Here is a 23,009-nt window from a genome sequence, read left to right on the forward strand (position 1 = left end):
CGGCGCGCGGCGTCGCGGCTGGTGGCGTAGACGCGGGCACCCAGCGCCCGGGCCAGCAGGATCGCGGCGGTGGACATGCCGCCGCCCGCGCCCTGCACCAGGACCGCGCCGTCGTCGGGGAGGCGGCCCCGGGTGGTGAGCATGCGGTAGGCCGTCAGGTAGGCGGTGGGTAGACAGGCGGCGCGGGCGAAGCTCAGGCTCGCGGGCTTCGGGATCAGGTTGCGCCGCGGCACCGCCACCCGCTGGGCCAGGGTGCCGTCGAAGCGCTCGGACAGCAGGCTGCGCTTGGGATCCAGGGTCTCGTCGCCGCCCGCGGCGGGGTCGGCGATCACGGAGTGGACGATCACCTCGTTGCCGTCGGCGTCGACGCCCGCGGCGTCGCAGCCGAGGATCATCGGGCACTGCTCGGCCGACAGCCCTACCCCCGCCAGCGACCACAGGTCGTGGTGGTTCAGGGTGGCGGCGCGAACGTCCACAACGGTCCATCCCTCGGCGGGCTCGGGCTCGGGGCGTTGCGACACCGACAGAGCCGACAGCGGGGACTCGGGATCGGTGGTGGTGGCGAAGACGGAAAGCATGGGCCCGACCCTAGCGGTCGACCCTCTCGCGGCGCTCATGCTTCTCGCGCTACGCGCTCGAAGTCCCAGGAATGCGGGTCGCGGGCGACCAGGTCGGTCGGCGGCTCGGGGAGGTGGCGGGGGTGGTCGCTCCAGTGGGAGATCACCACGACGCGGTCGGCGGCGGCGTAGATGTCGCTGCGGACGTGGTCGGGGTCGGATTCGACGGCGGGCACCGCGACGTCGCGGACCCAGGCGACCAGTTCGACGATGGACTCGGGAAGGCCCCGGGCCTCCCACATGCGCGCGATCATGCCCCCATGCTGCCTCAGAAGCCGTCCCGCGTCTTCGAGTAGGTGGCGTACGGGTCGACTTGCTCACCGTCCGGGCGGGCACATCGGACGTTCAAGGGCGACTTCTCATGCGGGCCCCGGCATCGCCGGGCATTCCCCGAGCTCCCCTCCTATAAGGTTCGGGTCCTACCCGGCGACGGACGCGGCGTCGGCCGCGCCGAGGAGACTGATACCGCCGCATCCCAGCGGCCGGTTATTTTCGGGTGGTGGTTCCAGTCTCGGAGTCCAACGACACCGTTGTATAACAACTTGATCACTACTCAAGACTCACATGCAATCATCTATATGAATAGATCTGTCGTATTGTCCGGCCCTGACCGCATCACACGTGACATCGACCCATGCGAAATGATCGAGATGTGAGCCAGATGCCCGAACCGCACGACGCCCCGGACCTCCCCGAGGGGTCCACGCCGCCGCTCGCGCCGTTCCTGCCCCTGTCGTCCAGCCCGAGCCGCAAGCCGAACCCGCCCTTCGCCTCTGGATACATCACTCCCCCGATGTCCGCGCCGCCGAGCCCGCCGCCGCCCGCCGAGGAGAGGGCGGGCAGCCTGTGGCGCCCCCAGACCCGCCTATGGCTACTGTGGATGATCACCGCGATCCTCGTGGTGAGCGCGGTTCTGGTCACCATCTACGCGATGAACCGCCCCGGAACCGCGGGCGCCGACCCGGGCGACAAGCATTCCGGCGCCAACGACGAATCCTCGAGCGCTGAGGGCTCCTCGTCGGAGTCGACGTCCGACGAGTCCTTCCCCTCGGGCGAGACGCCGCCGTCGGGCGACTACGACGTCGTCTCGGTCGGATCGGGCCAGTGCCTGGGGGTGGGGCCCGAGATCGGCAACCCCGGCACCAAACAGGTGATCGTCCAGGACACGTGCGGCGACACGAAGCTGAAGACCTCCCTGGTCGACAAGGCCGGCGGCTTCATCATCGCCATGGACGATCCCGACCACGGCCACGGCTGCGTCACCGCCGAGCACAACCACCGCGACTACCTCTTCGTGCCGCTGGACTGCCACGACGACACCCACCAGGTGTTCACCCTGGAGAAGGCGGACGGTGGCTATCGGCTCCACATCAAGGCCGCCGACGACCTGTGCCTCGGCGTCATCGTCGACGACCACGGCAGCAAGAAGCCGGGCCTGCAGACCCTGGTGTACCCCTGCGGCAAGGAGGGCGGCCAGATCTTTCGCTTCGCCAAGCCATGAAAGCGCTCCCAGTCGCGTCGGCACTAATATGTCCCTACACGACTGACGCGAGACAAGGGTGCTATGTCAGGCACAGATTCGCCCGCCGCGCCGCACGGCGGCCCCGACTCCCTCATCGACCTGTCGCGACCCGAGCCCGAGCGGCCCCACCGCAGCCCGCAACGCTGGCTGCTGGTGGTGGGCGCGATCGTGGCGGCGATCGGCGTCGCCATCGCCGTGGCCGCCTTTGTCACCCCCGACCAGCGGGGCGACAAGCCCGCCGCCGTGCCCGACCCGCCGCCGTCGGGCAGGTACTACATCAAGGCCGTCCACTCGGGGCTGTGCCTGGGCATCGGCCCCGAGATCAAGAACGACCGCCCCACCCCCAAGCGGGTGCTGGTGCAGGACAAGTGCTCCAAGGCCAAGCCCGTCATGGGCCTGACCAACGACAACGGCGTCTACCGCATCAACGCCTACGACCCGGCGCAGGGCACCGACTGCATCCGCGCCGACAAGGCCGACGCGCACGGCTACGTGCTCACGCCGAGCCCGTGCGCCGACGATCCGCGCCAGATGTTCTTCCTGGAGAAGACCTCCGGCGAATACCAGGTCAGCTTCTCCAGCCAGCAGGACGTGTGCGTCGGCATCATGAACGGCGCCGACGCCCCCGGCACCCAGGCGCTCACCGGCCCCTGTGGAGACTCGGGTCAGAGATTCACCCTCGAGAAGCGTTAGCCGCCGCTTCCACGGCCACCGTCACCGCGGGGGCGACCCGGGGGTCCAGCGCCGAGGGGACGATGTAATCCGCCGACAGGTCGTCGCCGACGCACGCGGCGATGGCGTCGGCCGCCGCCAGCTTCATCGCCGGGGTGATGTCGCGCGACCGCGCGGCCAGGGCCCCGGCGAAGATGCCCGGGAAGGCCAGCACGTTGTTGATCTGGTTCGGCATGTCGCTGCGGCCGGTGGCCACCACCGAGGCGTACTTGGCCGCGAGCCGGGGCGAGACCTCGGGCTCGGGGTTCGACAGCGCGAACACCACGGCGTTCGGGTTCATCGCCGCGACGGACGCCTCGTCCAGGCGCGCCCCCGACAGCCCCACCAGGACGTCGGCGCCGCGCAGCGCCTCGCCGACGTCGCCGGACCGCTTGTCGGGGTTGGTGATGACGGCCAGCTCCTCCTTCACCGGGTTGAGGTTCGACCGTCCGGAGTGGATGATGCCTCGGGAGTCGGTGACGGTGATGTCCGTGGCGCCCGCGGCCAGCAGCATCTTGGTCACCGCCACGCCCGCCGCGCCCGCGCCCATCACCACGATCCGGATGTCGCCGAGCTTGCGATCGCGCAGCCGCAGGGCGTTGCGCAGCGCCGCCATGACGACCACGGCGGTGCCGTGCTGGTCGTCGTGCATCACGGGGATGTCGAGCTCGGCCTCCAGCCGCGCCTCGATGTCGAAGCAGCGCGGCGCCGAGATGTCCTCCAGGTTGATGCCGCCGAAGGACGGGGCCAGCCGCCGCACCGTCTCCACGATCGCGTCGGGATCGGTGGTGTCGAGGCAGATCGGCACCGCGTCGATGCCGCCGAAGCGCTTGAACAGGACGCACTTGCCCTCCATCACGGGCATGGCGGCCTTCGGCCCGATGTCGCCCAGGCCCAGCACCGAGGTGCCGTCGGTGACCACGGCGACCAGGTGGGAGGTCCAGGTGTAGTCGGCGGCCAGGGACTCGTCGGCGGCGATCGCCCGGCACACCTGGGCGACGCCGGGAGTGTAGGCGATGGACAGGTCGTCGCGGGTCGTGAGTGGACGGGCCAGATCGGTGCGGAGCTTGCCGCCCCGGTGCTCATGCAGGATCTTGTCGATGTCGTCGGTCATGACGTCCTCTGTTACTCCACATTGTCGAATCGTTGCGCGCGAAGAGGGGCGAACACCGCAGGGGTCTCCTGTCACGGGTGGGTGGAAGTCTATCGGTGGGGATGTCGGGTCCGTCCTCGCCGCTGGCCGCCTCGGTAGTAGCCTCAACGGCGAGGAAGATCGACTCGTCCGCCGACAGCATGGAGGTTTTGATGCGCCTTTCGCATCTGCTGGCATCTCGACTGTTTGTCCCGCAAGCCACCGCTTCTGCCCACTGCGACCTGCCGTGCGGGGTGTACGACCCGGCGCAGGCGCGCATTGAGGCGGAGTCGGTCAAGGCGATCTGCGAGAAGTACCAGGCCAATGAGGACCCAGAGTTCCGCACCCGCGCGCTGCTGATCAAGGAGCAGCGCTCGGAGCTGGTCAAGCACCACCTGTGGGTGCTGTGGACGGACTACTTCAAGCCGCCTCACTTCGAGAAGTACCCGCAGCTTCACGTGCTGGTCAACGAGGCCACCAAGCTCGCCGGTGCCTCGGGCGCCAAGGGCTCGGCCGACCCGGCGGTCGCCGAGCAGCTGCTGGGCAAGATCGACGAGATCGCCAAGATCTTCTGGGAGACCAAGCAGGGCTAGGAACGATCAGGGCGCGGGGTGCGAGTTCATCGGGCCCCGCGCTTTTCATCCCGCGAGGAGAACGCCCCATGACCCATGCGGTGGACGGCGACGTGCTGCTGTTGGATGTGCCCGCGGAGCAGCGTTTCCTGCCGGTGCTGCGCACCGCGACGGCGGGACTGGCCACCCGGCTGGGCTTCGGGCTCGACGCCATCGAGGACCTGCGGGTGGCGGTGGACGAGGCGGCGGGGCTCATGATGACGGCGGCCGACGGCGCGGACGCGGTGACCCTGAAGTGCCGCTTCGACGTCACGGACCTGGATCTGCTCATCACGATCGGCGCCCGGGACATCGGGCCGTTGCCGGATCGGCAGTCCTTTGATTGGCGGGTGCTCGACACCCTGGCCGATTCCGTCGGCAGTGAGATAAGCGACGGAGTCACGACCGTGCGTTTGTCGCAAAGGCGTCCATCGGACGCCGCCGCGATGTGAACGACGGGTTGTCTATAACCAACGAAATTGTTGTTCGTAACGAAAACGAACCGGGGAGAAACGCACCGCGACAATCGCGATAAGTGCGTTTCTCCCCGCACGCTTCCTGCTTGTCAAGCCTGCGCGGTGGTTGTCAACTTCCGCAGTCCACCGCGGCGTTTGAGCAGGCGCCGTTCGTCTTCGCTCATACCACCCCAAATTCCGGCGTCTTGGCCGGAATCCAGCGCCCATTTCAGGCACTCTTCGGTTACGGGGCAGCGCCGGCAGACCGCTTTGGCCTGCTCTACCTGCACCAGGGCGGGACCACTGTCTCCAATAGGGAAAAACAGCTCCGGGTCCTCATCCCGGCAGATGGCGTGGTGGCGCCAGTCCATTAGTGCGACACTCCTTGATCGGATCGGTACGTCATTTGGCGGGCCTCAATACCAGCAACCTCGCTTGTGAATGCTTTCACGAACTGGCGCAATGTCAAGGGGATCGTTACGAAAATCTTGGGCGCGTGAGGAACCTCACGAGGTGTATGCCCGGATTTGTCGGGTAATTCCCGCTCGACACGCGGAGACCTGATGCGAATCTAGTCCGCAAGGCTCCAGCATTGTGGCGTTTTGGCAAGTTTTCTCGCGATGTCGCGCCGCCGGATTCCGCTAGGTTCAGCACACCACGCGCAAAGCGCCGGGCGCTGATTCCAACTCCACTTCATCGCTCTCACCAAGATAGTCGCCATCGAGCTGAAAAGCTTGCGGTCGCGCCGAAGACAATCGAAATTTCTCCAAATCGTGGTGCGCGACGATTTGGCGACCGCGCGGTGGCCTACTCCCGGTGAACAACTGCGTCGCGGTGCGTGCGGTCGCTACAAAACTCAAGTGGCGCAACGACAGTATGTCAAGGCCCGTATCGAATGACGCCCGCGGATTCGGGCTGATCCCGCGGTCACCCAGGTACGTCCACGGCGTGGTGTTCTGGATGATGGCGAGACTGAGCCCGGTCTGGGGCGGTCTGCCCGGGATTTCCAGTCGCAGCATGGGGTGTCGGCGATCGCTGCCGGAAAAGAATTGCGCCACGGTGGCGCGCAGGTACCGCGCGGGCGTGGCGGATTGGCCGCGCACCCGCGCGCGCTCCACTCGCCGAATCGCGGCGGCGTCCAATCCCAGGCCCGCGCAAAAAGTGAAATATCGACCATTGGCTTTGCCGAGGCCAATGGTACGCATTCGATTGTCGCGCAACGCTTCCAGAATGACGCCGGCCCCGTCCACCCAATCGGACGGCATGCCCAGGGAGCGGGCGAAGACGTTGGTGGAGCCGCCGGGCACCACCGCGAGCCTCGGGGCCGACTCGGCGGGGCGGCCGTCGTGCAGCATCCCGTTGACCACCTCGTTGACGGTTCCGTCGCCCCCCAGGGTGACCACGAGGTCCGCGGTGTCGCTCGCCTCGCGGGCCAGATCGGTGGCGTGGCCCCGCCGCGAGGTGTAGTTCACCTGGAGATCCACGGCACTGCTCAGGGCGCGCACCAGGAGATCCCGGGCCCGCGGGCTGGTGGTGGTCGCCTTGGGATTGACGATCAGCAGTGCTCTCACAAGCCGCAACGTTATCGGTCGCTAGATTGGCGGGGTGAACGATTCACCTGAGGCCGTGTCGGCCGTCACTCGTCCCTGGACCCTGCTGCTGGCGTTGATCCTCCTGGCGGCGCAGGTCGTCGGGCTGGTGGCGCTGGCGATCTGGCTGCTGGTGCTGTCGGTGACCACCGCGCAGACCTCGACGGGCGCGGGCATCGCCGAGGCCGTGCTGGCGCTGGGCATCGCGGCGCTGCTCGGCGGCGCGACGGTGTCGATGCGGCGCGGGCACTCGGGCATGCGCGGCGTCACGATCTTCGTGGAGCTGCTGTTGTTGCCGCTGGGCTACTACCTCGCCAGGGCGGGGCTGTGGGAGTTCGCGGTGATCGCCTGGGCGCTGGGGGCGGGCATGGTCGTGCTCCTGATCGCGCCGTCGACGAGGGAGGCGCTCGGGGTGGAGTGACGGCGCCGTCCGATCACCTCGATCAGCTCGGCGCGGTCGCCCAGCACGGGCGTCACCGCCACAGCGCCCGCCCGATCGGCGGCCTCGCGCACCCGATCGTGCAGCTTCCCCTCGGCGATGAAGTACGAGGCGACCGCGACGCGGCGCGCGCCGCGGGCCCGCAGTTGCGCGATCGCTTGGGCCACATCGGGTTTGGCGGCCGACGCGTAGGCGGGAATCCACGGGATGCCGCTGTGGATCGACTGGGTTCGCGCCAGCGCCTCGATGCCGTCGCGGGCGCGCTCGTCTCGCGTCCCCGCCGTCGCCAACACCACGCCGTCGCAGGGCGGCAGGTCGCGGGCCAGGCCGCTGAGCAGCAACGGATCCCCCACGGGCGCGCCGAGGCGCACCCGCAGGTGCGGGCGGGCGGCCACGGCGGCGGCGACCACCCTCGGGATGTCCACCCGCCCGTGGAAGGCCCGCGTCAACAGCAGCGGCACCAGCACCACCTCGCGATGCCCCGCGTCGGCCAGGTCGGTGAGCGACGGCACCGCCGCGGGCTCGTCGAAGTCGAGGAACGCGGGAAGCCCCTCACTGGACGCCGCGATGCGTCGCACCGTGGCCGCCGAGCGCGGATCGGGGCTGCCGTGCGCCACCAGCACCAGGGGCGGGTTCGACGGCATCACAGGTGAATCCCGCACTCGGACTTCTCGAACATCGCCCAGCGGCCCGAGCGGGGGTCCTCGCCCGGCGCGGTGCGGCGGGTGCAGGGCCAGCAGCCCACGGAGCCGTATCCGTTGCTCAGCAGGTCGTTGACGGGGATGTCGTTGGCCGCCACGTAGGCGTCGACGTCGGCGGCGGTCCAGCGGGCGATCGGGGCGACCTTGACCTTCTTGCGCGAGGCGTCGAAGTCGACGACGCGGGTGTCGGCGCGCGACGGCGACTCGTCGCGGCGCAGGCCGGTCGCCCACGCGTCGTAGGGTTCCAGGGCTTCGGCCAGGGGCGCGACCTTGCGCAGCTGGCAGCACTCGTCGGGGGATCGCTCCCACAGGCGGGGGCCGAAATCGCCGTCCTGGCGGCCCACGGTCTGCTTGGGGGACACCGACTTCACGTGGACGGGGAGCCCGCGGCGCACCCGCTCGCGGACGTCGAGGGTCTCGGGGAAGTGCAGGCCCGTGTCGAGGAAGACCACGTCCACGCCGGGAGCCACAGTGGAGACAAGGTGGACCAGCACGGCGTCGGCGAAGGACGAGGTGACGCAGAAGCGCTCGCCGAACTCCTCAAGGGACCATTCGATGACGCGCTCGGCGCTGGCGTGGTCGAGTTCGCGTCCCGCGCGCAATGCCGTGTCGCGCAGGACGAAGGGGTCAGTCGTCATGGTGGATCACCATTCCTCGCAGTTTCACGGTGAAGACGCGGGTGCATGACGAGCACAGCCAGCCGCCTTCCTCGTGGGGACGCAGATCCTCGTCCCCGCAGTAGGGGCAGAAGTACGGGACGGCGCGCTCGCTCATCGCAGGTCCTCCTCGGCGGCGCGCTGCACCCAGTCGGCGAAGGCCTCTCCGTCGTGGCGGTCGGCCAGGTAGCGGCGGGCCAGGTTGACGATGTAGTCGCCGAGCCCGTCGGAGGTCACCTTGAGGCCGCGGAGCTTGCGTCCGAAGCCCGAGTGCAGGGCGAGCCCGCCGCCCAGGTGGACCTGGAAGCCGGGGACCTGCCTGCCCTCGTGGGTGACCAACTGTCCCTTCAGGCCGATGTCGGCGGTCTGGGTGCGTGCGCAGGCGTTGGGGCAGCCGTTGACGTGCACCGAGATCGGGACGTCCAGCTCGGGAACGCGGCGCTCCAGCTCGGCGATCAGGGCCGCCGAGCGGTCCTTGGTGTCGACAATGGCCAGCTTGCAGAACTCGATTCCCGTGCAGGCCATGGTGTTGCGGCGCCACGCCGACGGCCGCGCCGACAGCCCGATGTCGGCCAGCGCCGCCACCGCGTCGTCCACGTCGGCGGAGTCGACGTCGAGCAGCAGCAGCTTCTGGGTCGGCGTGGTGCGCACCCTCCCGCTGCCGAAGCGCTCGGCGACGTCGGCCAGCTGCGACAGCACGGTGCCGCTGACGCGGCCCACCACCGGTGCGGCGCCGATGTAGTAGCGGCCGTCGCGCTGCCGGTGGACTCCGATGTGGTCGATGATGCGTTCGGGGACGGGCGGCGCCGCGATGTCGGCCAGGTGGTAGCCGAGGTACTCGGTCTCCATCACCTCGCGGAACTTCTCCACGCCCCAGTCGTTGACGAGGAACTTCAGCCGCGCGCGGTGCCGCAGCCGCCGGTAGCCGTAGTCGCGGAACACCGAGGTGACCGCCTCCCACACGTCGGCCACCTGATGCGGTGCCACCCAGGCGCCCAGGCGCTTGGCCAGCATGGGATTGGTGGACAGGCCGCCGCCGACCCACAGGTCGAAGCCGTCGCCGTGTTCGGGGTGGGTGGCGCCCAGGAACGAGATGTCGTTGGTCTCGTAGGGCTGGTCGGGCAGCCACGACAGGCCCGTCTTGAACTTGCGCGGCAGGTTGGAGAAGGAGCGGTCGCCGATGTAGCGGGCCGTGATCTCGTCGATCAGCGGCGTGACGTCGATGCGCTCGTCGGCGGCGATCCCCGCCACGGGACTGCCCAGGACGACCCGCGGACAATCCCCGCACGCCTCCTGAGTGGACAACCCGACGCCCTCCAGCGCCCGCCAGATCTCGGGGACGTCCTCGATCTCGATCCAGTGGAGCTGGATGTTCTGGCGGTCGGTGATGTCGGCGCTGTCGCGTCCGTAGCGTTTGGACAGTTCGGCGATCACCCGCAGCTGGGCCAGGTTGAGCTGGCCTCCGTCCATGCGAACGCGCAGCATGAAGAAGCGGTCGTCCAGCTCCTCGGGCTCCAGCACGGCGGTCTTGCCGCCGTCGATGCCCGCCTTGCGCTGGGTGTACAGGCCCCACCAGCGGAAGCGTCCCCGCAGGTCGGCGGGGTCGATGGAGTCGAAACCCCCCGCGGCGTAGATGTTCTCGATGCGGGATCGGACGTTGAGCGGGTTGTCGTCCTTTTTGGATTGTTCGTTCTTGTTCAGCGGTTCGCGGTGGCCGAGGGCCCACTGACCCTGGCCCTTGGCGCGCCCGCGCGTCATCGTGGAGGACACAATGCTCCCGAGAAAAAGTTCAATGAATGAATACGCGCCGACACGGACGGCGACGGCCGTGTCGCGAAAAAGATGGGGAAATGCCTAGGAGCCGTCGGGATCAGACGGGACAGATGGCGCTGCGCGTACGTCCGAAGTCGACATGGCGGCGTGCCACCAGACGAAGACGAAGCGCTACGGACATGCGCCCAAGCATGCCACACCCACCCGACAAAAGCCACCGTCGCGCAGCTCACACCGAGCCCTCGCCGACCGCGCCGCGGCCCGCGCGAGCTGGGCATCCACGCGCGCACCGCCGCGCCGGCGGCACCTCGGTGAAATCCGCGCGACAACCCCTTGTCACACGCGCGATCTAAAGTACGATTCCCATTAACGCCGTGTAGGGCAGGTGATTACGCCAATGCACCACCCCACCGACAACGGGCGCATGCTGCGCTCGAGAGACGAAGCCGAGCACTACGTGGCCCGGGTCTGCTTCAAGACCGGGCCACCGCGGCTGATCGGGGTCGAACTGGAGCACACGGTGCACCACGCGGGTGCGGCCGACGCTCCAGTGGAACTGGAGTGCTTGCGCGACAGCCTCGGACCCCACGCACCCGCCAGTCTCAATCCCGCAAGTCCCCACGCCAGGCTCCCCGAAGGCGGTGTCGTCACCGTCGAACCGGGCGGCCAGGTCGAGATCTCCTCGGCTCCGCATTCGTCCCTGACCCGGCTCCACCAATCGGTCGACACGGACCTCGCCGCGCTACGCGGCCTGCTCGCCGCCTCGCGGCTCTCCCTCGGTTATCGCGGACTCGATCCGCGCGGTTCGCCACCACGCCTGCGCACCGCACGGTACGAGGCGATGGCGCGCGCCTTCACCCGCCACGGCCCCCACGGAACGTCCATGATGGGCGCGACCGCGGGGCTCCAGGTGTGCCTGGACTCCGGGCGCCCCGACCAGGTGGCCGCGCGCTGGCACGCCCTGCACGACATGGGCCCCGCGCTGCTGGCGCTGTTCTCGACCTCGCGGCGGCCCGGCAGCGCGTGCGCGCGCATGCGCACCTGGCTGGGCATGGACCCCACCCGCACCGCCGCGGTCACCGCCTCGGGGGATCCGGCGTCGGCATGGGCGACATACGCCATGCGGGCGCCGGTGCTGTGTGTCCGGACGAAGCGCCGACCCTGGCCGACCCCGCGCGGCGTCAGCTTCGCCGACTGGATCGCCGGGGCCCTGCCCCGTCCGCCCACCACCGCCGACCTGGATCTGCACCTGTCGATGCTGTTCCCGCCGGTGCGGCCGCGCGGCTACCTCGAGGTCCGCTACCTCGACACCCAACCCGACGGCGAATGGTTCGCGCCCGTGGCGATGATCGGCGCGCTGCTGGCCACCGACGCGACCATCGACGCCGCCCGCGAGATCTGCGCCGCCAGCCGTCGGCTGTGGAACGAGGCGGCGCGCCACGGCGGGGCCGACTCCAGGATCTCCCGGGCGGCCACGGACCTCGCCGCCCTGGCCTGCGATCACCTGCGCGACACCGGCCTGCCGGCCGACACCGCGCGCACCGTAACCACGATCACCGAGGCCCGCGTCGCCTCTTTGACCACTGAGGACAAGGAATGAACACCACCGACCTACGCACCCGCATAGCCACCGCACTGGACGCCGCCCGGCGCCGCACCCGCGAGCTCACCGACGCCGTGAGCGAGACCGACCTGACCGCGCAACACTCCCCCCTGATGTCCCCACTGGTGTGGGACTACGCGCACATCGGCAACCAGGAGGAGCTGTGGCTGGTGCGCGACGTCGGCGGGCGCGAACCGGTGCGCGCCGACATCGACGGGATGTACGACGCGTTTCAGAACCCGCGCCGCGACCGTCCCGCGCTGCCCCTGCTGCCGCCCGACGAGACCCGCACCTACACCTCCGAGGTGCGCGACAAGGTGCTCGACGTCCTGGACCGATGTCGGCTCGACGGGAATCGGCTGGTGGCCGATGGTTTCGCCTTCGGCATGATCGCGCAGCACGAGCAGCAGCACGACGAGACGATGCTGGCCACCCACCAGCTGCGCGAGGGCGAGCCGGTGCTGACCGCGCCGCCGCCCCCGGGCGCGCGGGCGGTGGTGGCCGGGGAGGTGTTGGTGCCGGGCGGGCCCTTCACCATGGGCACCTCCACCGAGCCCTGGGCGCTTGACAACGAACGCCCCGCCCACGCCGTGGACGTCGCCGCGTTCTGCATCGACGCGGCCCCGGTCACCAACGGGCAGTACCTGCGCTTCGTCGACGAGGGAGGCTACGACGACCCGCGGTGGTGGAGCGCCGAGGGCTGGAAGCACCGCCGCGCCGCCGATCTCGCCGCGCCGATGCATTGGCGCCGCGAACCGGACGGCTGGTGGTACGTCAGGTTCGGTCACGCCGAACCGATCGATCCGGACGAACCCGTGGTGCACGTCTGCTGGCACGAGGCCGCCGCCTACGCGGCCTGGGCGGGCAAGCGGCTGCCCACCGAGGCCGAGTGGGAGAAGGCCGCCCGCCACGATCCCGCGACCGGACGGTCCCGCCGCTTCCCCTGGGGCGACACCGATCCCGACGCGCGCCACGCCAACCTGGGCCAGCGCCACCTGGCCCCGGCACCGGTGGGCGCCTACCCCGACGGCGCCTCGGCCCTCGGAGTGCACCAGCTGGTCGGCGACGTGTGGGAATGGACGGACACCGACTTCTCGGGGTACCCGGGCTTCGCGGCGTTCCCGTACCGCGAGTACTCGGAGGTGTTCTTCGACCGGGGCTACAAGGTCCTGCGCGGCGGCTCCTTCGGCACCGACCCCGTGGCCTGCCGCGGCACCTTCCGCAACTGGGACCTCCCGATCCGACGCCAGATCTTCGCGGGCTTCCGTTGCGCCCGAACGCCCGCGGACGCGGAGGTGGCCTGATGTGCCGACACGTCGCCCACGTGGGCGATCCGATTCCCCTGTCGCGCCTGTTGTTCGAGCCGCCCCACTCGCTGTCCCACCAGGCGTGGGCGCCGGAGGACATGCGGCAGGGCGGCACCATCAACGTCGACGGCTTCGGCGTCGGCTGGTACGTCGGGCGACGCGCGCTGCGTTATCGCCGCGCGATTCCGCTGTGGAACGACGCGGACCTGCCCGCTATCGCCGAGACCATCTCCTCCCCCGCGATCCTGGCGGCGATCCGCTCGGCGAGCCAGGGCATGGCCGCCGTCGACACCGCGTGCGCCCCGTTCACCGACGGCACCTGGCTGTGCAGCCTCAACGGTCGCGTCGGCGGCTGGCCTGGCACCGTCGCCCGACTGGCCGCCGCCCTGCCGACGGCGACGCTGCTGACGCTGGACGCCCAGTGCGACGCCGCGTTCGTGTGGGCGCTGCTGCGGCACCGTCTGGACACCTTGGACGATCCCGCCGAGGCGGTGCGCTCCTGCGTCACCGACATCGCCGCCGCCGCACCGGATTCCCGGCTCAACGTCCTGCTCACCGACGGCGAGCGGATCATCGCGACCACCTGGTGGCACGCCCTGTCGGTGCGGCACACCGATGGCGGCGTCACGGTCGCCTCCGAGCCGCTCGACGCCAGCCCCGCCTGGCGGTCCATCGGCGACCGCCAACTGGTTCTCGCCGACCGCCACCGCATCGACATCCGTCCGCTGGAGACATCATGATCGACATCGAAAGCCACCTCGCCGACGCCGATCGGGACGCGGCGCTGCGCCTGGACGTCCTCACCGGACTCACCGCGACGCCGAAATGGCTGCCCCCCAAATGGTTCTACGACGACGTCGGCAGCCAGCTGTACGAGGAGATCACCACCCTCGAGGAGTACTACCCCTTTCGGGCCGAGCGCGCCGCCCTGAAGGCGCACGCGGACGACATCGCCGCGCTCACCGGCGCCAAGACCCTGATCGAGCTGGGCTCGGGCGCCTCCGACAAGACGCGGCTGCTGCTGGACGCGCTCGCCGACCGCGGGGCCCTGGCCGGATACGTCGGTTTCGACGTGTCGGGCGCGGCCCTGGCCCAGGCCAGCGAGCGCCTGCAGAGCGAATATCCCCGGCTGGCCATCGGCGGCATCGTCGGCGACTTCACCCGCCACCTGCGGTACCTGCCTCCGGGCGGCGACCGCCTGATCGCCTTCCTGGGCGGCACCATCGGCAACCTGCTTCCCGGCGCGCGGGCGGCGTTCCTGGCCGACGTCCGGCTGCGGCTGAACCCCGGCGAGTGGCTGCTGTTGGGCGCCGACCTGGTGAAGGATCCGTCCATTCTGGTGCCCGCCTACGACGACGCTCGCGGAGTCACCGCCCGCTTCAACCGCAACGTGCTGCGGGTGCTCAACCGGCGGCTCGGCGCCGACTTCGCGGGCGATGCGTTCATGCACGTCGCGGCGTGGGACGCCGACAACGAGTGGATCGAGATGCGGCTGCGGGCGATGCGGCCCATGCGGGTCACCATCCCCGATCCCGGCCTGACGGTGGACTTCGCCGCCGGGGAGGAGCTGCGCACCGAGGTGTCGGCGAAGTTCCGCCGCGACGGCATCACCGGCGAACTCGCCGCGGCGGGCTTCGCGCCCCGCGGCTGGTGGACCGATCCGCGGGGTCTGTTCAGCCTCACCCTGGCCCAGGCGGTGTGATTGGAGAAACCGCCGCGCCGATCCGTGGTTGACTCGCATCCATGGGAGAAATCGTCTTGGTGCGGCACGCCCAAACCGAATGGAGCGCGACGGGTCGCCATACGTCCTTCACCGACCTGCGTCTCACCGACACCGGCGAGGCCCAGGCGCGGCAGCTGGCGCCGCTGCTGGTGCGCCGCGGGTTCGTGGCCGTGTGGTGCAGCCCGGCGCGGCGGGCCCGGCACACCGCCTGCCTGGCGGGCCTCGACGTCACCGAGGTCGTCGACGACCTGGTCGAGTGGAACTACGGACGCTACGAGGGCATCACCACCGCCCGCATCCACGAGACCGATCCGCGGTGGAACCTGTGGACGGACGGCTGCCCGGAAGGCGAGTCGCCGCAGGAGGTCTCGGATCGGGTGGACCGGGTGCTCGACAAGGCCCGGACGCTGCTGGACGAGGGCGACGTCGCGTTCGTCGGCCACGGCCACGCCTCGCGGGTGATCGGCGCGCGCTGGATCGGGCTGCCCGCCTCCGGCGGCGGGCTGCTGGGGCTCGACGCGCCGTCGGTGTCGGTGCTGGGCCACGAGCACGGCAACCCGGTGATCCACGCGTGGAACCACACACCGGTTGACTTATTACCCACCGGTAGGAAAGAATCCAGGTGATACGCCCCCAATGCCCGATGGGACCTGGTCGCCATGGTCGAAGTCGTCGCCCTCGCCATACCCGTCTTCGTGCTGTTCGTGGTGCTCGAGGCGGTGTCGTACCGGTTCCTGCCGGACGACGAGGAACGCGGCTACGAGGTCCGCGACGCCGCCACCTCCATGGGAATGGGCGCCGGATCCCAGGTCATCGGCTTCTTCTGGAAGATCGCCACGGTCGTCGTCTACGCCGCCGCGTACGTCTACCTGGCGCCCTTCCACCTGGACGCCACCGACCATCCCTCCTGGACGTTCGGGCCGTTCGCCATGGACATTCCGTCCAGCCCCTGGGTGTGGATCGCGCTGTTCCTCGCCGACGACCTCGCCTACTACTGGTTCCACCGCGCCCACCACCGGATCCGGGTGCTGTGGGCCAGCCACGTGGTGCACCACTCCAGCCAGTACTTCAACTTCTCGACCGCCCTGCGGCAGTCCTGGACGCCCATGACGTCGCTGCCGTTCTGGCTTCCCTTGGCGCTCATCGGTTTCCCGCCGTGGATGATCTTCCTCCAGCAGTCGATCAGCCTGTTCTACCAGTTCTTCATCCACACCGAACGCGTCGACAAGATGTGGCGCCCTGTCGAGTGGGTGATGAACACGCCCTCCCACCACCGCGTCCATCACGGCAGCGACGACTGGTACCTCGACCGCAACTACGCGGGCATCCTCATCGTCTGGGACCGCGTCTTCCGCACCTTCGAACCCGAGGGCGCCCGGGTCACCTACGGGCTGACCAAGAACATCCACACCTACAACCCGCTGCGGGTGGCGTTCCACGAATACGTCGACCTGTGGCGCGACCTGCGGGCCGCCGGCTCCTGGCGCGCCCGGCTCGGTCACATCTTCGGACCACCCGGCTGGTCGCCGGCCAAGCCCCGGTGAGGCGCTGGGCACCCTGGGCCGGGTACGCCGCCCTACTGGCGGTGAACCTCGTCGGCACGGCGAGCGGAAACCTTGTCCTGCAATGGATATCGAAGCCGTTGTTGATGCCCTACCTGTTGGTCTACACCATCCTGGTCGGCGGCACGGCCCGCCCCACCGCCAGGTGGATCCACAACGGCCTGTTCTTCGCGACCATCGCCGACATCGCCCTGCAAATCCCCGGAACCCCCACGTTCATGCTCGGCATCGCGTTCTTCGCCGCCATGCAGGTGTGCTTCATCGCGGCGTACCTGCGCCTGGGCGCGCTGCGCCGCCTCCGCGAGGACCTGTGGACAAGGCTGTGGATTCCGCTGGCGTACCTGGCGGTGTGGGCGGCCCTCAATCTGGCGCTGGGCGGGGAGTTCGGCGATCTGCGCATCCCAATCGCCGTCTACAGCCTGCTGCTGGTCACCATGGCGGCCACCGCGTCCCTGCTCGGCGCCCGCGTCGGCATCGGCGGGGCGCTGTTCCTGATCTCCGACGCGATGATCGGCCTGGGCGTCGCCCATCTGGGGTTCACCGGCCGCGACGTCGCCGTCATGCTCACCTACGGCGCCGCCCAGGCCCTCATCGTCGACGGCTGGCTGGTCAGGACGTCCACGATGACTCCGGAAAGGTCACCATGACCACCGCAGTTCGTCGCCAAGCGCGCGCTGATAGACCGCTCGCCTGATCCTCACCAGGACAACACATCCCAATGCGGCAAGCCCGAAGATGCTCCACATCAAGATGGACATCCCTGGTTCAGCGACCTGGTTCTTCGAGGTTTCCGGCAGGAACGACACCCCCACGCACAGTCCCACCGGGAGCATTGCGTACAAGACCGCCAACACGGCGACACTTCGGCGATGCAACCGGATCGCGGCGTGCGCGAAGGGGACGAACGCCAGCATTCCCCACGACAACAGTCCGATGTAGAAGTACCAGCGCCCGTTCCTAAAGGGCCACGAAGCAACCTTGAGTGCCGCGTTTCGTTGCGAGCCATCCTCCTCCGTCGAACGCACGGGTGCGTTCCGCGCCCCGACAACAAGCTGGCCAGCCAGTCCATTGACGGGTGACACCTCACCATCCCTATTGAACTGAAACAACGCGAGGCCGGTCTCGTTGCCGAATTTCAGGGCATGCGAGGTGTAACCGCTGAGACTGTAAAAGAGCCCGCGTACGCCCCGTGCCGTCGCCTCACCCTTCAAACGCTGGACGGCCGGCCTCCCCGTTGGCGTCTTCTCGAACTTGACCTGCGCGACATCCGAGGCCGAGACCACGTCGACGCCACCATCCGCGCCAGGATTGGTGAGTCGAGCACCGTCAATGCCGAGCTGCTCTCGCATGTGCTCGCAGGCCAGGGCCTCAGCGTCCGGCCAGCTAGAGATTTCGGGAACCATATAAGAAAGCTCCCATACAGAATGTAAACGGGCAATGACTGTTACTCTACATTTACATGTCTGTTCGAGTTGGACAAACGAACGATCATCACGAAGCCTTGTCCGTAACAACGAATACGCCGAACAAGTCAGGCATCGCGCTGAGACGACGCTAGTGATTCGACATCTCAACCGATCGTGAACTCCAGGAAGGCCTCGGCGCCGCCGGAGGGGCGGTTACGCAGCTCGATGGTGCCGCGCAGTTCGCCCGTGGCGAGGGTGCGGACGATCTGGAGGCCGAGGCGCTGGGTGGCGTCGATGCGGAAACCGTCGGGGAGGCCGCGTCCGTCGTCGTGCACCGTGACGCTGAGGCGGTCGCCCTCGCGGTTGACGGTGAGGACGACCTCGCCCGAGGAGCCGGGCGGGTAGGCGTGTTCCACCGAGTTCTGGATGAGCTCGTTGAGGACCATCACCAGGGGGGTGGCGACCTCCGAGGGGAGGACGCCGAAGCTGCCCTCGCGTCGCAAGTGGACGTTGGACTCGGCGGCGGCCACCTCAACGGCCATCGACGACACCTGGTCGACGATGGCGTCGAAGGCCACGGACTCGTCGCTGGAGCGCGACAGGGTCTCGTGGACCAGGGCGATCGAGGTGACGCGGCGGACCGATTCCTCCAGGGCGGAGCGGGCCTGGGGGACACCGACCCGGCGGGCCTGGAGGCGCAGCAGCGCCGCCACGGTCTGGAGGTTGTTCTTGACCCGGTGGTGGATCTCGCGGATGGTGGCCTCCTTGGTGACCAGCTCGCGGTCGAGGCGGCGCACCTCGGTGACGTCGCGCACCAGCACCAGGGCGCCGGCGCCCTCGCCGTCGGGGCGCAGCGGCAGCGCCCGCATCAGGACGACCGCGCCGCGTGCCTCGATCTCCTTGCGGCGGGGGGTGCCGCCGGCCAGGGCCTGGCCGATGCGGCGGAACACGTCGGCGCCCTTGTCGGGGTCGTCGACCAGTTCGCGGGTGAGCTCGGCGAGGTTCTCACCCGACAGCACGCCGGTGACGCCCATCCTGCGGTAGGCCGACAGCGCGTTGGGCGAGGCGTAGCGCACCAGACCGTCGGCGCCCACCCGCATGAAGCCGTCGCCGACCCGGGGGGCGGTGGTGGGCTCGCCCGGTTGCAGGGGCGGGGGGTAGCCGCCGTCGGTGAGCATCCGGATCAGGTAGTCGGCGGTCTTGAGGTAGTTGAGCTCCAGGTGGCTGGGGCTGCGCGTGTCGGAGAGGTTGGTGTCGCGGGCGACCACGGCCACCACCTGTTGGCGGTCGCGGCGCCGCACCGGCACCGCCTCGTGGCGGGCCGGGGTCTCGCCGTGCCACACCGGGTCGCCCTAGCGGAAGATCCGTCCCTCGGTGAAGGAGACGTGCAGGTGCTCGGCCTCGGTGCCGCTGATGATCCGCCCCACCTGGTCGTCGTCGTACGCGGTGGGCCCCGTCGTGGGCCGCACCTGGGCCAGGCAGATGTAACCCGAGCCGTCGCGCACCGGTGCCCACAGCAGCAGGTCGGCGAAGGACAGGTCGGCCAGCAGCTGCCACTCGGCGGCCAGCCGGTGCAGGTGCTCGCTGGTGTTGGCCGACAGATCCGTGTGCACGGCGATGAGATCTTGCAGGGTTGACATCGCCCCACCCTAGCCAGCACGAAGCCGGGGCCCCGCCTTTCGGCGGGGCCCCGGCGGGAACGTGTGTGCCTAACCGACGACCTTGTTGTCGGGCTTCAGGTACCCGTTCTTGGTGAGCCAGTCCTTGGCCACCTTGGTCGGGTCCTCGCCGCCGACGTCGACGCGCTCGTTGAGCGCGCGCATCGTCTCGGTGGACAGGTCCTGGCCGATCTTGTCGAACATGTCGGCGATCTGCGGATACTTCTTGTTGATCTCCTGGCGGATGTTGATCGCCGGGTTGTAGATCGGGAAGTAGTGCTTGTCGTCCTTCAACGTGGTCAGGTGCTTGGCCGGGATCCGCCCGTCGGTGTCGAAGACCTCACCCAAGAGGCAGTTACTGCCGCCGATCTCGTTGTAGATGATCCCGGTGTCCATGATGGTCGCCTTGGCGTTCTTGATGCCGTAGGCGCTTTGCATGCCGGGCCAGCCGTCGGGACGGGTCTGGAACTCGTTCTCCAGGCAGAAGGTCTGCTTGTCCTTGGGCAACTTGGAGATCTGCGACAGCTTGGTCAGGCCGAGCTTCTTGGAGTCGGACTCCTTCACCGCCATGGCGTAGGTGTTGTTGAACGGCGCGGGCTTGCCCCAGAAGATGCCGTTCTTCTCCAGGTCCTCCTTCTTGACGGCGGCCCACACCGCGTGCTGGTCGCCGATCTCCACGCCCGCGGCCTTGCCGGTCTTGGGGTCCGGCGAGTGCGCCAGGTAGGTCACCCAGCCCGTTCCGGTGTACTCCCACATGATGTCGGCGGCGCCGCTGGTCATGGCCTGGCGGGCGTTGGCACTGCCCTTGGCGTTGGTCTGGTCACTGACGTTGGCGCCCTTGGCCTTCAGCACCAGCGACAGCATCTTGCCCAGCACCAGCTGCTCGGTGAAGTCCTTTGAGGTCGTGACGATCTTCGCGCCCTTGAGGGAGTCGAAGTCGGCGAGCTTGGAGCCGGGCTTGACGTCCGGGACGGCCTGCGAGGCGGCCTCCAGGCCGCAACCCGTCAGGGTCGCCGCCCCGACCGCCGCCACGGCAACCGTGGCGATCGCCAGCTTGATCTTGCGGATCACGCGTCACACTCCCTTCGGATGCAGGAATCGCTCGGCGATGGCCGCCACCCAGTCGACCGCCAGCGCCAGCATGGCGATGAGGATGCTGCCGGTGACCAGCACCGGGATCTGGAACAGCTTGACGCCGGTGACGACCATGTTGCCCAGGCCGCCGGCCCCGATGAAGGCGGCCAGCGCGGCCATGCCCACATTGAGCACCAGCGTGGTGCGGATTCCGGCCAGGATCACCGGGACCGCCAACGGAAGCTCCACTTTGAACAAAACCGCGGGCGCGGACATGCCGATCCCGCGTCCGGCGTCGACCAGGGCCGGGTCCACCTGCTCCAGTCCGACCAGCGTGTTGCGCAGCGCCGGAAGGATGCTGTAGACGGACATGGCCAGGATGGCGACCCAAAAGCCGATGCCCAGCCACACCGCCAACAGCGCGATGATGCCGATGGCGGGCGCGCCCTGTCCGATGTTGGCCAGGGCCAGCACGATCGGGGTGGCGACCTTGGCTCCCTTGCGGGACAACGCGATGCCCAGCGGCACGGCGATGCACAGCACGATCACCGTCGACACCGCCGACAGCACCAGGTGCTCGCGGATCTGGGTGGCGATCACCTGACCGTTGAGGGTGGCCTTCATCGAGTCGTCGATGGTGGCGTTACTGAGATAGACGAACAGGCCCAGCGCGCCGACCAGGATGACGGCCGGGGCGCTCAGCAGCGCCCAGACCTTGCGGTCGGCCTCGGACGGAGCCGCGCCGGTCGCCTGGAGTTCTTGTTCGGCGAGCGTACTCATTTGCGCCCACCAGCCTTGGCCTTGTCGCGCAACTGGTTGATGGCGTTTTGCACCACGTTGAGGGTCACCGAGCCGACGTAGCGGCGGCGCACCGTCACCGGGACCACGTTCTGGTCGGCCTTCAGCAGCGCCTCGAGGGCCTCCTGGACCGTGGAGCGTCCGCTGATGGTGATCTGCGCGTTGTGGTCGCCGTTGTCGGCGTTGGAGTGGTCGCCGATCGGGCCGTCGATCTCGGCCAGGGTCTCCGCGGTGATCCAGCGGACCGGGCGCTTGGAGTCGTCCAGCACCACCGCCCACGGCACCTCGGAGTTGTTGACCTTCTCCAGCACCTGCGCGGCGGTGTCGCCGGGCCCGGCGCTGGCCACATTGGCCAGTTCGATGTCGGCCAGCCGGGTCACGTTGAGCAGCTTCATGGCGCCGCCCTCGCCGATGAACCCGCGCACGAAGTCGTCGGCGGGGTTGGCGAGGATCGCGCCGGGCTCGTCGTACTGGACGATCTTGGAGCCCTCGGCCAGGATGACGATCCGGTCACCGAGCTTGACGGCCTCGTCGAAGTCGTGGGTGACGAAGACGATGGTCTTGCTCAGCTCGTCCTGAAGGGACAAGAGCTCGTCCTGGAGGTGGGCCCGGGTGATCGGGTCCACCGCGCCGAACGGCTCGTCCATCAGCAGCACCGGCGGGTCGGCCGCCAGCGCGCGGGCCACGCCGACGCGCTGCTGCTGGCCGCCGGACAGCTGGCGGGGGTAGCGGTTGGCGAACTGGCCGGGCTCCAGGCCCACCAGTGCCAGCATCTCCCGGACCCGCTCGGCGATCTTGGACGCGGTCCAGCCCAACATCTTCGGGACCAGCGCGATGTTGTCGGCCACCGTCATGTGCGGGAACAGGCCGCCGGCCTGGATCACATAGCCGATGTGGCGCCGCAACTCGTTGGGGTCCTTTTTGCGCACGTCCTCGCCGCCGATGAGGATCTCGCCGTCGGTGGGCTCGATCAGGCGGTTGATCATGCGCATGGTGGTGGTCTTGCCGCAGCCGGACGGGCCGACGAACATGACGATCTCACCGGCGGGAATCGTCAGGTTGACATTGTCGACAGCGGCGATCTTCTGGCCCGCGTAACGCTTGGTGACGTTGCGCAGCTCGATCTGCGCGCCACTCCCGTTACCCGAGCCGCCGTTGGAATTGGTGTCAGACACGAAGGCCCCTTGAAGTTGTGAGTCGTCCAATGAGTACATACACGCCGTCGAAGATCAGGGCGAGCACGATGATGCCGACGGTTCCGGCGAGCACCTGGTTGAGCGCGTTGGCGCCCCCCAGTCGTGCCAGGCCGGAGAAGATCTGCTCACCGAGTCCGGGACCGGACGCGTAGGCGGCGATGGCACCCACGCCGACGGCGAGCTGGGTCGACACCCGGATCCCGGTCAGCACCACCGGCCAGGCCAGCGGCAGCTCGACGCGGAACAGGATGGCCAGGCGGCTCATCCCCATGCCGCGCGCGGCATCCACCATGTTCTTGTCGACGCCCTGCAGGCCGACGATCGCGTTACGGACGATCGGCAGCATCGAGTACAGCGTCAGGGCGACCACCGAGGGGGTCACGCCGAGACCGAACAACGGGATCATGAGGCCGAACAACGCCAGGGACGGGATCGTGAAGATCACGGAGGCGGTTCCGGTGGGCATACCGGACGCC

General features: G+C 68.9%; 26 protein-coding genes and 1 pseudogene. 12 read left to right on the top strand and 15 right to left on the bottom strand.

Annotation, left to right across the window (positions count from 1 at the left end):
- Both VE172_RS19320 and VE172_RS19325 read right to left on the bottom strand, forming a co-directional pair.
- A partial coding sequence (locus VE172_RS19320; RefSeq protein ID WP_324803606.1) for an alcohol dehydrogenase catalytic domain-containing protein occupies window positions 1–578 on the bottom strand: 578 nt, incomplete at its 3' end.
- A 35-nt stretch (window positions 579–613) separates the two neighbouring features.
- The gene (locus tag VE172_RS19325) at window positions 614–871 is read right to left on the bottom strand and encodes a hypothetical protein (RefSeq protein WP_324803607.1); all 258 of its coding nucleotides are present in this window, start codon (window positions 869–871) and stop codon (window positions 614–616) included.
- A 380-nt stretch (window positions 872–1,251) separates the two neighbouring features.
- Here VE172_RS19325 and VE172_RS19330 point away from each other — a divergent pair, with 380 nt between their 5' ends.
- Both VE172_RS19330 and VE172_RS19335 read left to right on the top strand, forming a co-directional pair.
- Entirely contained in the window at window positions 1,252–2,118 is an 867-nt protein-coding gene (locus tag VE172_RS19330) for an RICIN domain-containing protein (protein WP_324803608.1), read from the top strand.
- Window positions 2,119–2,181: 63 nt separating this feature from the next.
- Entirely contained in the window at window positions 2,182–2,832 is a 651-nt protein-coding gene (locus VE172_RS19335) for an RICIN domain-containing protein (protein ID WP_324803609.1), read from the top strand.
- On the opposite strand, the gene VE172_RS19340 is transcribed toward VE172_RS19335, so the two are convergent.
- Window positions 2,813–3,964: an NAD(P)-dependent malic enzyme gene (locus tag VE172_RS19340; RefSeq protein ID WP_324803610.1), complete on the bottom strand. Its 1,152-nt coding sequence runs from the start codon at window positions 3,962–3,964 to the stop codon at window positions 2,813–2,815. The genes VE172_RS19335 and VE172_RS19340 overlap by 20 nt on opposite strands.
- Window positions 3,965–4,155: 191 nt before the next feature.
- On the opposite strand from VE172_RS19340, the gene sodN reads away from it, so the two are divergent.
- Complete coding sequence (sodN, locus tag VE172_RS19345) at window positions 4,156–4,575, top strand: superoxide dismutase, Ni (RefSeq protein WP_349258462.1); 420 nt, start codon at window positions 4,156–4,158, stop codon at window positions 4,573–4,575.
- Window positions 4,576–4,643: 68 nt separating this feature from the next.
- Window positions 4,644–5,045 carry an anti-sigma regulatory factor gene (locus VE172_RS19350; protein WP_324803611.1) on the top strand — a complete coding sequence of 134 codons (402 nt, stop codon included), beginning with the start codon at window positions 4,644–4,646 and terminating at the stop codon, window positions 5,043–5,045.
- Window positions 5,046–5,158: 113 nt separating this feature from the next.
- Here the strand turns inward: VE172_RS19350 and VE172_RS19355 are convergent, their stop codons facing one another.
- Both VE172_RS19355 and VE172_RS19360 read right to left on the bottom strand, forming a co-directional pair.
- Entirely contained in the window at window positions 5,159–5,419 is a 261-nt protein-coding gene (locus VE172_RS19355; RefSeq protein ID WP_324803612.1) for a WhiB family transcriptional regulator, read from the bottom strand.
- A 276-nt stretch (window positions 5,420–5,695) separates the two neighbouring features.
- A complete protein-coding gene (locus VE172_RS19360) occupies window positions 5,696–6,619 on the bottom strand; it encodes a diacylglycerol/lipid kinase family protein (protein WP_324803613.1) in 924 nt (307 codons plus the stop codon).
- A gap of 34 nt (window positions 6,620–6,653) precedes the next feature.
- Here VE172_RS19360 and VE172_RS19365 point away from each other — a divergent pair, with 34 nt between their 5' ends.
- The gene (locus VE172_RS19365; protein WP_324803614.1) at window positions 6,654–7,058 is read left to right on the top strand and encodes a hypothetical protein; all 405 of its coding nucleotides are present in this window, start codon (window positions 6,654–6,656) and stop codon (window positions 7,056–7,058) included.
- On the opposite strand, the gene VE172_RS19370 is transcribed toward VE172_RS19365, so the two are convergent.
- Genes VE172_RS19370 through VE172_RS19385 form a run of 4 tightly spaced genes read right to left on the bottom strand, consistent with a single transcriptional unit; the run spans window position 6,944 to window position 10,191 of the window.
- Complete coding sequence (locus VE172_RS19370) at window positions 6,944–7,738, bottom strand: sirohydrochlorin chelatase (RefSeq protein WP_324803615.1); 795 nt, start codon at window positions 7,736–7,738, stop codon at window positions 6,944–6,946. The two genes, VE172_RS19365 and VE172_RS19370, sit on opposite strands and share 115 nt — an antisense overlap.
- Complete coding sequence (locus tag VE172_RS19375; protein ID WP_324803616.1) at window positions 7,720–8,415, bottom strand: phosphoadenylyl-sulfate reductase; 696 nt, start codon at window positions 8,413–8,415, stop codon at window positions 7,720–7,722. Before VE172_RS19375 ends, VE172_RS19370 begins: the two co-directional genes overlap by 19 nt.
- Complete coding sequence (locus VE172_RS19380) at window positions 8,405–8,551, bottom strand: eL43 family ribosomal protein (protein WP_324803617.1); 147 nt, start codon at window positions 8,549–8,551, stop codon at window positions 8,405–8,407. The genes VE172_RS19375 and VE172_RS19380 overlap by 11 nt, the downstream gene beginning before the upstream one ends.
- Window positions 8,548–10,191 carry a nitrite/sulfite reductase gene (locus VE172_RS19385; RefSeq protein WP_324803618.1) on the bottom strand — a complete coding sequence of 548 codons (1,644 nt, stop codon included), beginning with the start codon at window positions 10,189–10,191 and terminating at the stop codon, window positions 8,548–8,550. The genes VE172_RS19380 and VE172_RS19385 overlap by 4 nt, the downstream gene beginning before the upstream one ends.
- Before the next feature lie 412 nt (window positions 10,192–10,603).
- On the opposite strand from VE172_RS19385, the gene VE172_RS19390 reads away from it, so the two are divergent.
- From VE172_RS19390 to VE172_RS19420, 7 genes are read left to right on the top strand one after another with little or no spacing between them, the layout of a single operon-like run.
- Window positions 10,604–11,806 (top strand): glutamate-cysteine ligase family protein, encoded by a 1,203-nt coding sequence (locus VE172_RS19390; RefSeq protein ID WP_324803619.1) that lies wholly within the window; start codon window positions 10,604–10,606, stop codon window positions 11,804–11,806.
- Window positions 11,803–13,113: an ergothioneine biosynthesis protein EgtB gene (gene egtB / locus VE172_RS19395; protein WP_324803620.1), complete on the top strand. Its 1,311-nt coding sequence runs from the start codon at window positions 11,803–11,805 to the stop codon at window positions 13,111–13,113. Before VE172_RS19390 ends, egtB begins: the two co-directional genes overlap by 4 nt.
- The gene (egtC, locus tag VE172_RS19400) at window positions 13,113–13,856 is read left to right on the top strand and encodes an ergothioneine biosynthesis protein EgtC (protein WP_324803621.1); all 744 of its coding nucleotides are present in this window, start codon (window positions 13,113–13,115) and stop codon (window positions 13,854–13,856) included. The genes egtB and egtC overlap by 1 nt, the downstream gene beginning before the upstream one ends.
- Window positions 13,853–14,818, top strand: coding sequence for an L-histidine N(alpha)-methyltransferase (egtD, locus tag VE172_RS19405; protein WP_324803622.1), 966 nt, complete (start codon window positions 13,853–13,855; stop codon window positions 14,816–14,818). The genes egtC and egtD overlap by 4 nt, the downstream gene beginning before the upstream one ends.
- A 41-nt stretch (window positions 14,819–14,859) precedes the next feature.
- Window positions 14,860–15,465, top strand: a complete 606-nt coding sequence (locus VE172_RS19410; RefSeq protein WP_324803623.1) for a histidine phosphatase family protein — start codon at window positions 14,860–14,862, stop codon at window positions 15,463–15,465.
- A 33-nt stretch (window positions 15,466–15,498) separates the two neighbouring features.
- Window positions 15,499–16,383, top strand: coding sequence for a sterol desaturase family protein (locus tag VE172_RS19415; protein ID WP_324803624.1), 885 nt, complete (start codon window positions 15,499–15,501; stop codon window positions 16,381–16,383).
- Window positions 16,380–17,048, top strand: coding sequence for a lysoplasmalogenase (locus VE172_RS19420; RefSeq protein WP_324803625.1), 669 nt, complete (start codon window positions 16,380–16,382; stop codon window positions 17,046–17,048). Before VE172_RS19415 ends, VE172_RS19420 begins: the two co-directional genes overlap by 4 nt.
- Here the strand turns inward: VE172_RS19420 and VE172_RS19425 are convergent.
- From VE172_RS19425 to VE172_RS19455, 6 genes and pseudogenes are all read right to left on the bottom strand, one after another.
- Window positions 17,040–17,804, bottom strand: coding sequence for a restriction endonuclease (locus tag VE172_RS19425; RefSeq protein ID WP_324803626.1), 765 nt, complete (start codon window positions 17,802–17,804; stop codon window positions 17,040–17,042). The genes VE172_RS19420 and VE172_RS19425 overlap by 9 nt on opposite strands.
- Window positions 17,805–17,971: 167 nt before the next feature.
- A pseudogene (locus VE172_RS19430) lies at window positions 17,972–19,447 on the bottom strand (sensor histidine kinase).
- Window positions 19,448–19,516: 69 nt separating this feature from the next.
- Window positions 19,517–20,536, bottom strand: a complete 1,020-nt coding sequence (locus VE172_RS19440) for a glycine betaine ABC transporter substrate-binding protein (protein ID WP_324803627.1) — start codon at window positions 20,534–20,536, stop codon at window positions 19,517–19,519.
- 3 nt (window positions 20,537–20,539) lie between these two features.
- Window positions 20,540–21,319 carry an ABC transporter permease gene (locus tag VE172_RS19445; RefSeq protein ID WP_324803628.1) on the bottom strand — a complete coding sequence of 260 codons (780 nt, stop codon included), beginning with the start codon at window positions 21,317–21,319 and terminating at the stop codon, window positions 20,540–20,542.
- On the bottom strand, window positions 21,316–22,512 hold the full coding sequence (locus tag VE172_RS19450; protein WP_324803629.1) for a betaine/proline/choline family ABC transporter ATP-binding protein: 1,197 nt from the start codon (window positions 22,510–22,512) through the stop codon (window positions 21,316–21,318). The genes VE172_RS19445 and VE172_RS19450 overlap by 4 nt, the downstream gene beginning before the upstream one ends.
- A partial coding sequence (locus VE172_RS19455; RefSeq protein ID WP_324803630.1) for an ABC transporter permease occupies window positions 22,505–23,009 on the bottom strand: 505 nt, incomplete at its 5' end. The genes VE172_RS19455 and VE172_RS19450, both read right to left, overlap by 8 nt.

The organism is Stackebrandtia sp., from assembly GCF_035643755.1.
In the GTDB taxonomy this organism is placed as follows: domain Bacteria; phylum Actinomycetota; class Actinomycetes; order Mycobacteriales; family Micromonosporaceae; genus Stackebrandtia.

What these genes read in the sequence shown, in the direction of transcription:
- VE172_RS19325 (WP_324803607.1), bottom strand. Translation starts at nt 871, where the DNA reads ATGATCGCGCGCATGTGGGAGGCCCGGGGCCTTCCCGAGTCCATCGTC.
- VE172_RS19330 (WP_324803608.1), top strand. Translation starts at nt 1,252, where the DNA reads ATGCGAAATGATCGAGATGTGAGCCAGATGCCCGAACCGCACGACGCC.
- VE172_RS19335 (WP_324803609.1), top strand. Translation starts at nt 2,182, where the DNA reads ATGTCAGGCACAGATTCGCCCGCCGCGCCGCACGGCGGCCCCGACTCC.
- VE172_RS19340 (WP_324803610.1), bottom strand. Translation starts at nt 3,964, where the DNA reads ATGACCGACGACATCGACAAGATCCTGCATGAGCACCGGGGCGGCAAG.
- sodN (WP_349258462.1), top strand. Translation starts at nt 4,156, where the DNA reads ATGCGCCTTTCGCATCTGCTGGCATCTCGACTGTTTGTCCCGCAAGCC.
- VE172_RS19350 (WP_324803611.1), top strand. Translation starts at nt 4,644, where the DNA reads ATGACCCATGCGGTGGACGGCGACGTGCTGCTGTTGGATGTGCCCGCG.
- VE172_RS19355 (WP_324803612.1), bottom strand. Translation starts at nt 5,419, where the DNA reads ATGGACTGGCGCCACCACGCCATCTGCCGGGATGAGGACCCGGAGCTG.
- VE172_RS19375 (WP_324803616.1), bottom strand. Translation starts at nt 8,415, where the DNA reads ATGACGACTGACCCCTTCGTCCTGCGCGACACGGCATTGCGCGCGGGA.
- VE172_RS19380 (WP_324803617.1), bottom strand. Translation starts at nt 8,551, where the DNA reads ATGAGCGAGCGCGCCGTCCCGTACTTCTGCCCCTACTGCGGGGACGAG.
- VE172_RS19385 (WP_324803618.1), bottom strand. Translation starts at nt 10,191, where the DNA reads ATGACGCGCGGGCGCGCCAAGGGCCAGGGTCAGTGGGCCCTCGGCCAC.
- VE172_RS19390 (WP_324803619.1), top strand. Translation starts at nt 10,604, where the DNA reads ATGCACCACCCCACCGACAACGGGCGCATGCTGCGCTCGAGAGACGAA.
- egtB (WP_324803620.1), top strand. Translation starts at nt 11,803, where the DNA reads ATGAACACCACCGACCTACGCACCCGCATAGCCACCGCACTGGACGCC.
- egtC (WP_324803621.1), top strand. Translation starts at nt 13,113, where the DNA reads ATGTGCCGACACGTCGCCCACGTGGGCGATCCGATTCCCCTGTCGCGC.
- egtD (WP_324803622.1), top strand. Translation starts at nt 13,853, where the DNA reads ATGATCGACATCGAAAGCCACCTCGCCGACGCCGATCGGGACGCGGCG.
- VE172_RS19410 (WP_324803623.1), top strand. Translation starts at nt 14,860, where the DNA reads ATGGGAGAAATCGTCTTGGTGCGGCACGCCCAAACCGAATGGAGCGCG.
- VE172_RS19415 (WP_324803624.1), top strand. Translation starts at nt 15,499, where the DNA reads ATGGTCGAAGTCGTCGCCCTCGCCATACCCGTCTTCGTGCTGTTCGTG.
- VE172_RS19425 (WP_324803626.1), bottom strand. Translation starts at nt 17,804, where the DNA reads ATGGTTCCCGAAATCTCTAGCTGGCCGGACGCTGAGGCCCTGGCCTGC.
- VE172_RS19445 (WP_324803628.1), bottom strand. Translation starts at nt 21,319, where the DNA reads ATGAGTACGCTCGCCGAACAAGAACTCCAGGCGACCGGCGCGGCTCCG.